This is a genomic window from Kitasatospora sp. NPDC004289 (assembly GCF_053602875.1).
Map to the genome: position 1 here is coordinate 138,539 of NZ_JBSGEL010000003.1, position 11,632 is coordinate 150,170.

An 11,632-nucleotide genomic window follows, 5' to 3' on the forward strand; every position below is an offset into this window, starting at 1 on the left:
CCTCGAAGGGAGCAGCACCGTGGACATCGTCGTCTCCGGCCTGATCGCACTCGGCCGGGCCCTCGTGTCGCTGCTGTTCTGGGCGAACGACGTGTCCGGGGTCCGGAGCCTCTTCCGGAAGCCGGAGGACGGTCCGGAGGAGAAGTGCTGACGTAACGACCGTCCGCAGGACGGCCGAATGCCCCGGTCCGGATTTCTCGGGCCGGGGCATTCGGCCGTCGTCCATTTCGGCGCCGACTCAATGAGCGTCCGTCAGATGGGCGAAAAGGATGACATTACTGGTGTATTCACGCTCGGCCCGGTCGAAACGGCCGCCGCAGGTGATGACGCGCAGTTCCGCTGCCTGGGTCGGGCCGTAGACCAGCGCGTTCGGAAAGGACTTCCGGGGGAAGGTGCGGACCTCGTCCACGGTGAACACCGCCGTGCTGCCGTCCAGCCGCGCGACCTCGACGGTGGCCCCCGCCTTCACGGTGGACAGCGCCCAGAAGACGGCCGGCCCGTCGAGGGTGTCCACGTGCCCGGCCACCACCGCGGCGCCCTGGGCACCCGGGGTCGCGGAGTCCCGCAGCCAGCCCGCCGTGCCCGGCATCGAGTACGGCGGCAGCTCCGGACGCCCCTTGTCGTCCGAACCGAGGGCCAGCAGCGGGGCCGCCACGCCGATCGCGGCGATGGTGAGCCGGATCGGCGTGGACGGGGCGAGCGGGGCGTGGCCGGCGGGCGGGGCCCGGTGCTCGGAGCCCGGGCCCGTCTGCTGAGAGGCCGTCAGGGAGCCGGCCGGTCGCGGCACGGCCGCCGCCCGGGGAGCGGGCGGGGACGTGCTCGCGGTGCGGCCCGCGTCGCGGACGGCTCCGATCAGCGAGACCAGCAGCAGGGCCCCGGACAGGGCCGCCGTGGCCGGTCGGACGCGGCGTGACCACCCGTCAGGCACCGTTCGCGGCGCGGCCCCGCCGCCGCCTGAGGAGCCGCACCACGGCCGTACCGGCTGCCCCGCCGGTCAGCGCGAGCGCCCCGTACCCGGCCAGGCCGGGCTCCGGCCGCCCCCTCCCGTCCTTCCAGCCGCCTCCGGTGGCCGGCGCCGCCGGGTCGGCCACCGTGACCGTGCCGACCGCGACCGGCCGGCCGCCGCAGGCGGCGGTGACCGGGTAAGTCCCCGGGGCTGCCCCGACCGGGAGGGTGAGCTGGCCGCCGGTGCCGCCCGGCGGGAGCTGCACGGGCTCGGGGAGCACCGGCGAGGTGACGGTGGTGCCGGGGCAGGCGGTGCCGGTGTTGATCTGCACCGTGCCGCCCGGGTGGGTGACGGGCGGATCGACGGTCATCGGCGCGGGTGACGCCAAGGCCGGGTGACCGCCGCCGAGGGCGGGACCACCACCGCCGAGGCCGGGGTCCTCCGGATCGCCGGGGGCCGCCGGATCCGCCGGATCCGCGGGGTCGCCGGGGTCGGCGGGGTCGTCCACCTCCTCGGGTGCCACGGCCCCCTTGGCCGGGGTGTCCTTCGTCGGGGCGGCGGGGACCGCCTTCGGCGGCTGGGGCTTCGGGGTCTCCCCGCACCGGACCGGGTGGACCGCGCACCAACCGGGCGGCATTCCGTCCCGTGGTGCGGCGAATGCCGGAGCACCGGTTCCCAGGAATGCTGCCGTTACTGCGGCACCCGCTAGTCCCATAGCGAGCTTCGCCATCAAACCGGCTCCTTTCACAGCCGAAGCCGAGCTGACCGGAAGTCACACTCGGCTCCTGCGCGAACAATTACGCAATGGTTGTGAAATCGGCCCGGACGCTAAACCCGGCTCCACCGGCTGCCCGGTGATCAACACCCGGCTGGACGGCCCCCTCAACCCCTTCGGCTCAGCTCCTCCCGGAACCCCGCCGGCGGTGCGCCCCACGTGCCCCCGCGTGCGCCCCGTTCACCCTCAACCGCCCGGCCGCGCCACCGCGATCCCGAGGTCCAGGGCCCTGGTCCGCAGCCGGTCCGCCAGGGTGCCGTCCGGCAACCGGACCAGCCGGGCCGGCCCACCGGGCCGTCAGACCACGGTGACCGTCACGTTGGTGAAGCCCGTGGAACGCAGCAGGCCTCCCAGCATCTCCCGGGTGCTGTCCTCCGCCTGCCGGGTCAGCTCGGTCTCCTTGGCCGCCTGCTCGATCTTCTGCACGGCGAGCTGCTCGACCTGGCGCTGGTTGCCGGGGTTGCCGCTGAAGAAGTCGCCGATCCGGTCGAAGAACCCGCGCTGCTGGAGGTAGACGTAGGAGCGCTTCACGTCCACGGCGGGCGGGGCGAGTTGGGCGTGCGGGACCTTCACCGTCACGCTCCGGCGGTCCTCGGAGACGGTGACCGCGTCCGCGCCGAGCCCGCCGAGGTCGACGTAGGCGTCCACCGAGCCGGCCGCGACGTAGAGCGTGCGGTTGCCGAGGATCTGGGAGGGCAGGAAGGCGGCCTCGTGGTCGAGGTCCACGATCACCTGGAAGTTGCCCTGGGCTCCGGTGAAGCGCTTCATCTGCTGGATCGACTGCAGCAGCACCGGCTGGCTGCGGTCGACCGTCTTGCGCTCGAAGGGGTTCGGCAGGCTGGGGAAGATCCCGCCCTGCACCCCGGCGAGGAACAGCGCGACGATCACGGCCAGGGTGACGGGCAGGCTCAGGTACCAGGGCAGCCCGCGGCGGCGCCCCTCGCGGGGCGAAGGTTCCTCATCGGTACGGGACTTGGGGCGAAAGCGGCCGGACGGAGTCATGGTCTGCGGGTACCCGGGGTCCGGGGGTTCAAGCAGACCGATCGTCAACAACCTTTGCCGAACGGCCACTTGTCGCCACGCATCGACCCGTTGAAGTGGTCCAGACCTGCCACTGGAAGGAAGCTTTCCTTACACTTCGCCCCCACCCGAAATTCCCCGCGAAATGATCAATCACCTTACGGTGAACACCACTTGACCTGCACCGATCTAGCGACTCCGGCAAGCGGAATTCGGGGTTCTGGTGGGCAGATCCGGCATTCCACCCCTGCCCGCGCGCCGCTTTTCCGGACGCCCATTGACTGAATGGTCCAGACCTTTCTAACCTCCCGGTGACGACTGTGGTGAGCGGTTGCCCCCGACCGGCTGGCTCACAGACGGCACAGGTGCGTCCCCTTCCGGCAGCCTCCCCTACGGGCTGCCACGGACTGACGGAGGAGCACTCCTTGAGCACAGCACTCCCCCACACCGGAAGATCCCGCCTCCGGCGGGCCGCCGCGATCCTCGCGGCGCTCGCCCTGCCGGTCACCGGCATCGTCGCCCAGGCCGCCCCGGCCCAGGCGGCCGGCTCGGCGACCGCGACGTACACCAAGACCTCGGACTGGGGCACCGGTTTCGAGGGCAAGTGGACGATCAGCAACACCGGTTCCACCACGCTCAGCAGCTGGACGGTCGAGTGGGACTACCCGGCCGGCACCGCCCTCAGCTCGTCCTGGGACGCGGAGGTGACCAGCGCGGGCACCCACTGGACGGGCAGGAACAAGGGGTGGAACGGCACCCTCGCCCCGGGCGCCAGCGTCAGCTTCGGCTTCATCGGCACCGGCCCCGGCGCTCCCAGCGGCTGCAAGCTCAACGGCGGCAGCTGCGACGGCGGCACCACGCCCACCGACAACCCGCCCGGCGCCCCCGGCACCCCGACCGCGGGCAACGTCGCCGACACCGGCCTCACCCTCAGCTGGGCCCCGGCCACCGACGACAACGGCGTCAAGAACTACGACGTCTACCGGGGCGGCGCCAAGGTCGCCACCGTCACCGGCACCGGCTACACCGACTCCGGTCTCACCAAGAACACCACCTACACCTACACCGTCGTCGCCCGCGACACCGCCGACCAGACCGGCCCCGCCTCCGGCGCCGTCTCGGTGACCACGACCAACGGCACCACCGATCCCACCGACAACCCGCCCGGCGCCCCGGGCACCCCGGTCGCCGGCGGTGTCAACGACACCTCGCTGACGCTCACTTGGGCCGCGGCGACCGACGACAAGGGCGTCAAGAACTACGACGTCCTCCGGGGCGGCGCCAAGGTCGCCACCGTCACCGGCACCAGCTACACCGACTCCGGCCTCACCAAGGGCACCACCTACACCTACACCGTCGTCGCCCGCGACACCGCGGACCAGACCGGCCCCGCCTCCGGCGCCGTCTCGGTGACCACCACGGGTGGCGTGGTCGACCCGGGCGGCCCGGTCAAGCTCGGCTACTTCACCGACTGGGGCACCTACGGGCGCAACTACCAGGTGAAGAACCTGGTCACCTCCGGCACCGCCGCGAAGATCACCCACATCAACTACGCCTTCGGCAACGTCACCAACGGCCAGTGCACCATCGGGGACGCCTACGCCGACTACGACCGCGCCTACACCGCCGACCAGAGCGTCGACGGCGTCGCCGACACCTGGGACACCGGCGCCCTGCGCGGCAGCTTCAACCAGCTGCGCAAGCTGAAGAAGCAGTACCCGAACCTCAAGGTGCTCTGGTCCTTCGGCGGTTGGACCTGGTCCGGCGGCTTCGGCCAGGCCGCGGCCAACCCGACGGCCTTCGCCAACTCCTGCTACAGCCTGGTCGAGGACCCCCGGTGGGCCGACGTCTTCGACGGCATCGACATCGACTGGGAGTACCCCAACGCCTGCGGCCTGTCCTGCGACACCAGCGGCTCCGCCGCCTACCGCACCCTCATGCAGGCCCTGCGCGCCCGCTTCGGCTCCTCGAACCTGGTCACCGCCGCCATCTCCGCCGACGGCGGCAACGGGGGCAAGCTCGACCAGGCCGACTACGCCGGCGCGGCCCAGTACGTCGACTTCTACAACGTCATGACGTACGACTTCTTCGGCGCGTGGGACGCCAAGGGCCCGACCGCCCCGCACTCCCCGCTCACCTCGTACGCCGGCATCCCGATCGCCGGCTTCAACTCCGAGGCGGCGATCACCAAGCTGAAGGGCAAGGGCATCGCCGGCTCCAAGCTCAACCTCGGCATCGGCTTCTACGGCCGCGGCTGGACCGGCGTCACCCAGTCCGCCCCGGGCGGCACCGCCACCGGCCCCGCCACCGGCACCTACGAGCAGGGCATCGAGGACTACAAGGTCCTCAAGAACACCTGCCCCGCCACCGGCACGGTCGCCGGCACCGCCTACGCCCACTGCGGCACCAACTGGTGGAGCTACGACACCCCCGCCACCATCAACTCCAAGATGGCCTGGGTGAAGCAGCAGGGCCTGCGCGGCGCCTTCTACTGGGAGTTCAGCGGCGACACCGCCACCGGCGAACTCGCCAACGCCGTCCACACCGGTCTCCAGTGACGGCCGCCGACGCCGGCTGACGCCAGGTCACACCGGCTGACACCGGCCGACGACCGCCCGGGCCCCAGCGGGGTCCGGGCGGTTCCGGTCAGCGACTCACCGGCTCACCGGCTCACCGGCTCACCACGTCACGTAGCTGGACTGGTAGTACACCGTCCGGTTGTCCACCACGACCCCGGCGTAGTTGCGGTAGTTGTGGCCCGGCACCTTGGTGGCGTGGATCGCCGGGTGGCGGCCGGTGTAGCAGGCCTGGTACTTGTCGCTCAGCGCCACGTACTTCTGGTCGGTCTCGTCGTAGAGGCCGTACGACACCCGGCAGGAACTGCCCAGGCTGCCGCGCTGGTTGACGTAGACGTCGCCCGAGACGGTCACCCCGTTGTCGGAGCTGCACACCCCCACGTTCCAGCCGTAGGAGTTGGTGGGCGGGGTGTAGCACCCGCCGCCGGCGGCCTCGGCGGGCGCGGCCAGCACCAGGGAGGTCCCGAGCACGGCCACGGCCGCGACGAGGGCCCCCAGCGGGCGTCTTCCTGCGGACATCGACATTCTTCTTCCCCCGGTCGGCTGTGGGTGGAGCTGGTGGCGCGCACTCTACTGACGGGACCGCCGCCGGGGCAGGGGCGCCGCGCGAAGTGGCAGGACGCGCTCCGCCTCCGGCGAAGGGGTTGCCCGCCGCCCCGAAGATCGCTACTGTCCCGCTCCATGTACGTCTCCGATCCGCACTGACAGATCCGGCACCCGCCGCCCGCTTCCCCGTGCCACGGGGCCCGGCGGCCCGTCGATCCGTCATGCCCGCGCGCAGCCCGACGTGCTGCGCCGTCCCGTCTGGAGACGTCTTTCCATGTCCGGCCCCTCTCGGGGCGACGCGACCTTCCGCGCCGTCCTCGCACTGCCCCATGCCCGCCGACTGTTCACCGCCGCGATGCTGGCCCGGGCCTGTTACGGCCTGCTGCCGCTGCCGCTGCTGCTCGCCCTCCAACAGGCCACCCACTCCTACACCTCGGCCGGTGCCACCGCCGCCGCCTCCGGCCTGGCCACCGCGCTGCTCGGCCCGTACCGGGCCCGTCTGGTGGAGCGTCATCCGCGCACCCTGACGGCGTTCGCGCTCTGCTACGCCGCCCTGCTCACCGCGGTCGGCGTCAGCTGCGCGGTCGGCGGCCCGGTACCGCTCACCCTGGGCCTGGCCATCCTGGCCGGCACCTGTCCGCCGCCGGTCGGACCGCTGATGCGCACGCTCTGGGGCCGGTTGGCCCGCGGCGAGGCGCAGCAGCAGGCCGCGCTCAGCCTGGACACGGCCGCCGAGTCCACCGTCTTCGCCCTCGGCCCGGTCCTCGGCGCCCTGCTGGCCGCCGCCGTCACGCCGCCCGTCGTGCTGCTGCTGGGCACCGTCCTGGTGCTGGCCGGTTTCGGCCTGCTGGCCCGGGCCCTGCGCGGCACGCCGCTGCGGTCCTCCGGTCCGTCGACCGGCGGCTCCACCACCCCGCTCCGCCGCCCGGGCTTCCTGCCGCTGCTGCTGGTCGTGCTGGCCACCGCCTCGGGCCTGTCCCTCTTCGAGCTGGGTGTCCTCGCCGCCTGGGGCACGGTCGCCACCGGCGTCCTCGGCACCCTCTTCTCGGTCGGCGGCGTGCTCGGCGGCCTGGTCTACGGACGCCGCCGCTGGCCCGGCCCGCTGACGCACCGTCCGGTCCTGCTCGCCGCCGGGGCCTCGGCCGCCTACGCCCTGCCCGTCCTGCTCCACACCACCCCCACCGCCGGCCTGGCCCTCCTCCTCGCCGGAGCCTGCACCGACGTCCTGCTGATCACCTCCTACCAGCTCGTCGACCGCCTCGTCCCCGACGGCTCCCGCACCGAGGCCGGTGCCTGGATCAACACCGCCTTCAACCTCGGTGCCGCCGCCGGCTCCGCCCTCGGCGGCACCCTGCTCGACCGCACGGGCCCGACCACGGTCTTCGCCACCACCGCCGCCGTGATCGCCCTCTGCGCCCTGCTCTGCGCCCGCGCCCTCACCCGGCGGGCGGTGGCGGCCGAGGCGACGCCGACCGAGCCTTGGCCGACCGAGCCCGGGCCGACCGGCACCGGCGAGGAGGCCCGCCGGGGCGCCGAGGTCTGAGCGCACACCTGCCGGCGGTTCACCCGGAAGGTGCCGGAAGGACGCCGGAGTCCCCGTCCCGGGCCAGCGCGAGCATCAGCGCGTCGTCGGTGAAGCGGCCGCGGCCGACGTGGCGGAGGAGGTCGGTCGCCAGGGCGGCGACCGTGGTGGTGGGGTCGGGCGGGCCGGGGTGGTCGGGCAGCAGGAGCGGGAGGCGGTCGAGCAGGGGGTAGGGGTGGCCGTCCTCGTCGCGGTTGTCGGTGACGCCGTCGGTGGTGAGGACCAGGAGGTCGCCGGGGCCGAAGGGGAGGTGCCAGGGCGGCGCGGGGTCCCCGGGCGTCAGGGTGCCGAGGCCGAGCGGAAGGCCCGGCTCGGGTGGTTCCACGGCGCGGAGGGTGCCGTCGGGGTGGACCAGGACCGGGGCCTCGTGGCCGCGGTGGAGCAGCCGGAGCCGGTCGGGGCCGAACTCGACGAACAGGGCGGTGACGAAACGGTCCGGGTCGCCGTCCAGTTCGACGGCGGACTCGACCAGCCGGCCGACCCGGTCCAACTCGGGCTCGGTGCGGGCGACCTGACGGAACGCCCCGAGCGCCACCGCCGCCGTCCGTACCGCACCGAGGCCCTTGCCCTGGACGTCGCCGATCAGCACCCGCACCCCGTACGGCGTCTCGACCGCCGAGTAGAGGTCGCCGCCGACGTCGGCGTTGTCGTCCAGGGCGAAGTACCGCACGGCCGTCCGCACTCCGCCGAGGCGCTCCGGGGCGGGCAGCAGGATGGCCTGCTGGGCGGCCACCGCGACCCGGGTGACCGAGCGCAGGTGCCTCTCCCGGCGCTGCCGGACGCGGGCCACGTTGGTGCTCAGCGCGATGGCGACCAGGAAGACCACGGTGTTGATCTGGAAGAACCGGTCCGTCGGATCGGGGAGCGTGTCGTAGGTGCCGAGCAGGTAGCGCAGCGGGAGGGCCACCAGCCCGATCACCACCACCTCGCGCGGGCGGCCGCGGACGGCGGCCAGCGCGGGGCCGAGCACCAGGAAGGGGTAGAAAATCGTGCCGGGTCCGGTGGCCAGGTCGACCACGGTGACCAGGGCCATCACCCCGAGCGGCAGGCCGGTGCGCCAGAGCCTGGCCCGCCAGGAGTTCTCGTCCTCCAGGAGCTCCTCGGCCCCGGTGGCGGGCGTGCGGAGCCACCGTCGGGCCATCCGGGCGCGCCGGGTCGTCACCTGCTGTCCGGTGCCGTCACCTCCCCACCATCTCCCACCGCCCGCCCGGCCATGCCTGACGGACCGTGCGGTGCCCCCTTCGGCGCACGCCCCGCGCCCGACCGGCCCCGCCCGGGGGCGGTCTCGGCATCCCTCCGAAAAAATCTTCCCCGGACGTGTCGATCCACCGCGCCCCCGTTCGACGCAGGGGTGAGAGGCGGGGAACGGCCCCGCCGCACCGAGGACCCGAGGAGCACACCATGCCCCGCTACATGACGCTGATCCGCATCGACGAGGAGAAGGCTGCGGGCTTCGAGCCCGACCCCGGTTTCGAGCAGCGGATGGGCGCCCTCTTCGAGGAGATCGCCAAGGCCGGGGCGATGCTGGACACCAACGGCCTCAAGCCGACCTCGGAGGGCACCCGGCTCGCCTGGTCGGGCGGGCGGCTGAGCCTGACCGACGGGCCGTTCACCGAGACCCGGGAGGTGGTCGGCGGCTACATCGTCTTCCAGTGCCGGGACAAGGCGGAGGCGGTGGAGTGGACCCGCCGCTTCCTCTCCCTCCACCCGGAGAGCTGGGAGGTCGGCGCCGAGGTCCGCGAGATCGACGAGATGCCGACCCCGCCGGGGGCCTGACCCCTCGTCACGCGGCGCGCCCCACGACCGGCCCGGGGCGCGCCGCTTTGCCCCGCCCCCGCACGGCTGCTCTGATGGGTGCCCGTGACGGACGTGACGGAGCGGAGCGGGGCAGCCGGGCGGCAGGACGTGGCGGCGGCAGCCGCGACCGCCTTCAGGATGGAGTCAGCACGGATCATCGCCACCGTCGCCCGGGTGGTGCGGGACGTCGGCATCGCCGAGGAACTGGCCCAGGACGCCGTGGTGGCGGCGCTGGAGCAGTGGCCCGAGGCCGGCGTGCCGGACCGTCCGGGTGCCTGGCTGACCGCCGTCGCCCGCAACCGGGCGGTCGACCTGGTCCGGCGCCGCGAGGTGTACGCCCGCAAGTTGGCCGAGGTCGGCCGCAGTCTGGAGGACGTACCGCCGCCGCCCGACCCCGCCGAGCAGGACGACATCGACGACGACCTGCTGCGGCTGGTCTTCACCGCCTGCCACCCCGTCCTCTCCGCCGACGCCCGCGCCGCTCTGACGCTGCGTCTGGTCGGCGGTCTGACCACGGCGGAGATCGCCCGGGCGTTCCTGGTGCCCGAACCGACGATCGCCCAGCGGATCGTCCGGGCCAAGCGCAGCATCGCCGCAGCCGGGGTGCCGTTCGAGGTGCCGGGCGGTGCGGACCGGGCCGGACGGCTGGCCTCGGTGCTGGAGGTCATCTACCTGGTCTTCAACGAGGGCTACGCCGCCACCGCCGGGGAGGACCTGCTCCGTCCGGCGCTCTGCGAGGAGGCGATGCGGCTGGCCCGGGTGCTGGCCGCGCTGATGCCGCAGGAGCCGGAGGTGCACGGCCTGGCCGCCCTGACGGAACTCCAGGCCGCCCGCCTCCCCGCCCGCACCGGGCCGGACGGCGCCCCGGTGCTGCTGGCCGACCAGAACCGCGGCCGCTTCGACCGCCTGCTGATCCGGCGCGGCACCGAGGCCCTCGCCCGCGCGGGCGTCACCCGCCCCGACGCCGGCCCGTACACCCTGCAGGCCGCCATCGCCGCCTGCCACGTGCTGGCCCCGCGCTGGGCCGACACCGACTGGGCCACCATCACCGGCCTCTACACCCGTCTGGAAACCCTCAACCCCTCCCCCGTGGTCCGCCTCAACCGCGCCGTCGCCCTCTCCTACGCCCGCGGCCCCGCCGAGGCCCTCACCCTGGTCGACGCCCTCGCGGCGGAGCCCGCCCTGCGCAGCTACCACCTGCTCCCCAGCGTCCGCGGCGACCTCCTCGCCCGCCTGGACCGCCCGGCCGAGGCCCGCGCCGAGTTCGAACGCGCCGCCGCCCTGGCCGGCAACGACCGCGAACGCGAGCTCCTCCTCGCCCGCGCGGCCGGGCTCGGCGGCTGACCGGCCGTCAGGCCCCGGCCGGCGCGGTGGCCTTGCCGCGCAGGGTCCACGCGACGGCGCTGAGCAGGGCGGCACCCGGGGCGATGCCCGCCGCCGTGGCGACGGCGGCCTGCGGGGCGCCCGCCCAGGCGAGCGCGATCCCGACGCCACCGCAGACGGACAGGACCGCCGCGAGGGCGTTGACGGCGGACATCCGCCAGACGGCGGCGAGCCCGAAGAAGTGCAGGCCGACGACGAGGGCGATCCAGCCGACGGCGGCCTGCGGGTGGTGCAGAACACGGGAGATGACGAAGAGTCCGGCCGCGCCGACGCCCACCTCGGCGGCCACCACGAGGCGGTAGCCCCGGCCGAAGGTCGCGGGCGGGGCGGAGGGCGCGGAGCGGCGGCGCAGGAGGGTGAAGAGCCGCAGGAAGGCGAGGACCGCGAGGACGCGGATCGGTATGCCGACGCCTGCGGGGAGGGGCCCGGTGTTGGCCAGGACGAAGACGAGGCCGAAGACGGCGCCGATGAGCGGGCCGAGCTGGTTCTTTCGCACGGCGCAGGCTCTCACCAAAGTGGATCATGATGCAACGGGCTTCCCGGCCCGCGCGGGCGCGCAGGTGGATGCGGTGATTCACCGTCCGTCAGCAGCCGTGCCTGGATAGGGTGTTGACGCCGTGGCCGGGTGGCCGCGGCCGGGGAGGGGTGTGGAATGGCACAGCTGGCCAGAATCGCTCTGGACGGGGGCGGCTCGATCCTGGTGGAGGCGGCGGACACCGCCGTCGGCCCGGTGAAGGCCTCACGGATCGGCGACTCCATCCGGGAACTGCCCACCACTCTCTCCGCCGCCCTGGGCCCGGTCACCGGCATGGCCCGCACCGTGCTGACGCACCTGCGCGAGGCGGGCCCCAGCGAGGTGGAGGTCGAGTTCGGCGTGGACCTCTCCACCGAGGCGGGCGTGGTGATCTCCAAGACCGCCGCCAACTGCCACCTGACGGTCCGGATGACCTGGAGCAAGGACGAGGACCCCGCCACTGCGGGCGGCGCCACGGCTCCCTGAGGCGGTG

General features: G+C 73.7%; 12 protein-coding genes. 6 read left to right on the forward strand and 6 right to left on the reverse strand.

Annotated features, from left to right (window positions below; genetic code table 11):
* Nucleotides 1–19 precede the first annotated feature (19 nt).
* A complete protein-coding gene (locus ACWEPF_RS03155; protein WP_345287946.1) occupies nucleotides 20–151 on the forward strand; it encodes a hypothetical protein in 132 nt (43 codons plus the stop codon).
* 87 nt (nucleotides 152–238) lie between these two features.
* Here the strand turns inward: ACWEPF_RS03155 and ACWEPF_RS03160 are convergent, their stop codons facing one another.
* The 3 genes from ACWEPF_RS03160 to ACWEPF_RS03170 form a co-directional block, all read right to left on the reverse strand.
* Nucleotides 239–928: a class F sortase gene (locus tag ACWEPF_RS03160; RefSeq protein WP_452171175.1), complete on the reverse strand. Its 690-nt coding sequence runs from the start codon at nucleotides 926–928 to the stop codon at nucleotides 239–241.
* Nucleotides 921–1,469 carry a hypothetical protein gene (locus ACWEPF_RS03165; RefSeq protein WP_452171176.1) on the reverse strand — a complete coding sequence of 183 codons (549 nt, stop codon included), beginning with the start codon at nucleotides 1,467–1,469 and terminating at the stop codon, nucleotides 921–923. The genes ACWEPF_RS03160 and ACWEPF_RS03165 overlap by 8 nt, the downstream gene beginning before the upstream one ends.
* Nucleotides 1,470–2,018: 549 nt before the next feature.
* Nucleotides 2,019–2,723 carry a DUF4230 domain-containing protein gene (locus ACWEPF_RS03170; protein WP_452171177.1) on the reverse strand — a complete coding sequence of 235 codons (705 nt, stop codon included), beginning with the start codon at nucleotides 2,721–2,723 and terminating at the stop codon, nucleotides 2,019–2,021.
* A gap of 530 nt (nucleotides 2,724–3,253) precedes the next feature.
* Here ACWEPF_RS03170 and ACWEPF_RS03175 point away from each other — a divergent pair.
* Entirely contained in the window at nucleotides 3,254–5,299 is a 2,046-nt protein-coding gene (locus tag ACWEPF_RS03175; protein WP_452171247.1) for a glycosyl hydrolase family 18 protein, read from the forward strand.
* 120 nt (nucleotides 5,300–5,419) lie between these two features.
* Here the strand turns inward: ACWEPF_RS03175 and ACWEPF_RS03180 are convergent, their stop codons facing one another.
* Nucleotides 5,420–5,836 carry a hypothetical protein gene (locus ACWEPF_RS03180; protein ID WP_380150241.1) on the reverse strand — a complete coding sequence of 139 codons (417 nt, stop codon included), beginning with the start codon at nucleotides 5,834–5,836 and terminating at the stop codon, nucleotides 5,420–5,422.
* Between the two features lie 301 nt (nucleotides 5,837–6,137).
* Here ACWEPF_RS03180 and ACWEPF_RS03185 point away from each other — a divergent pair, with 301 nt between their 5' ends.
* The gene (locus ACWEPF_RS03185) at nucleotides 6,138–7,406 is read left to right on the forward strand and encodes an MFS transporter (protein WP_452171178.1); all 1,269 of its coding nucleotides are present in this window, start codon (nucleotides 6,138–6,140) and stop codon (nucleotides 7,404–7,406) included.
* Nucleotides 7,407–7,425: 19 nt separating this feature from the next.
* On the opposite strand, the gene ACWEPF_RS03190 is transcribed toward ACWEPF_RS03185, so the two are convergent.
* A complete protein-coding gene (locus tag ACWEPF_RS03190) occupies nucleotides 7,426–8,607 on the reverse strand; it encodes a PP2C family protein-serine/threonine phosphatase (RefSeq protein ID WP_452171179.1) in 1,182 nt (393 codons plus the stop codon).
* A 239-nt stretch (nucleotides 8,608–8,846) separates the two neighbouring features.
* Between ACWEPF_RS03190 and ACWEPF_RS03195 the strand changes: the two genes are divergently transcribed.
* Together ACWEPF_RS03195 and ACWEPF_RS03200 are read left to right on the forward strand one after the other, a co-directional pair.
* Nucleotides 8,847–9,221: a YciI family protein gene (locus ACWEPF_RS03195; protein WP_345287939.1), complete on the forward strand. Its 375-nt coding sequence runs from the start codon at nucleotides 8,847–8,849 to the stop codon at nucleotides 9,219–9,221.
* 159 nt (nucleotides 9,222–9,380) lie between these two features.
* Nucleotides 9,381–10,586, forward strand: coding sequence for an RNA polymerase sigma factor (locus ACWEPF_RS03200; protein WP_452171248.1), 1,206 nt, complete (start codon nucleotides 9,381–9,383; stop codon nucleotides 10,584–10,586).
* Between the two features lie 7 nt (nucleotides 10,587–10,593).
* Here ACWEPF_RS03200 and ACWEPF_RS03205 read toward each other — a convergent pair whose 3' ends face one another.
* A complete protein-coding gene (locus ACWEPF_RS03205; RefSeq protein WP_452171180.1) occupies nucleotides 10,594–11,121 on the reverse strand; it encodes a hypothetical protein in 528 nt (175 codons plus the stop codon).
* Between the two features lie 156 nt (nucleotides 11,122–11,277).
* Here ACWEPF_RS03205 and ACWEPF_RS03210 point away from each other — a divergent pair, with 156 nt between their 5' ends.
* Nucleotides 11,278–11,625, forward strand: a complete 348-nt coding sequence (locus ACWEPF_RS03210) for a CU044_2847 family protein (RefSeq protein ID WP_452171181.1) — start codon at nucleotides 11,278–11,280, stop codon at nucleotides 11,623–11,625.
* The last annotated feature ends 7 nt before the right edge of the window (nucleotides 11,626–11,632 follow it).

What these genes read in the sequence shown, in the direction of transcription:
- ACWEPF_RS03170 (WP_452171177.1), bottom strand. Translation starts at nt 2,723, where the DNA reads ATGACTCCGTCCGGCCGCTTTCGCCCCAAGTCCCGTACCGATGAGGAA.
- ACWEPF_RS03180 (WP_380150241.1), bottom strand. Translation starts at nt 5,836, where the DNA reads ATGTCCGCAGGAAGACGCCCGCTGGGGGCCCTCGTCGCGGCCGTGGCC.
- ACWEPF_RS03185 (WP_452171178.1), top strand. Translation starts at nt 6,138, where the DNA reads ATGTCCGGCCCCTCTCGGGGCGACGCGACCTTCCGCGCCGTCCTCGCA.
- ACWEPF_RS03195 (WP_345287939.1), top strand. Translation starts at nt 8,847, where the DNA reads ATGCCCCGCTACATGACGCTGATCCGCATCGACGAGGAGAAGGCTGCG.
- ACWEPF_RS03200 (WP_452171248.1), top strand. Translation starts at nt 9,381, where the DNA reads ATGGAGTCAGCACGGATCATCGCCACCGTCGCCCGGGTGGTGCGGGAC.
- ACWEPF_RS03210 (WP_452171181.1), top strand. Translation starts at nt 11,278, where the DNA reads ATGGCACAGCTGGCCAGAATCGCTCTGGACGGGGGCGGCTCGATCCTG.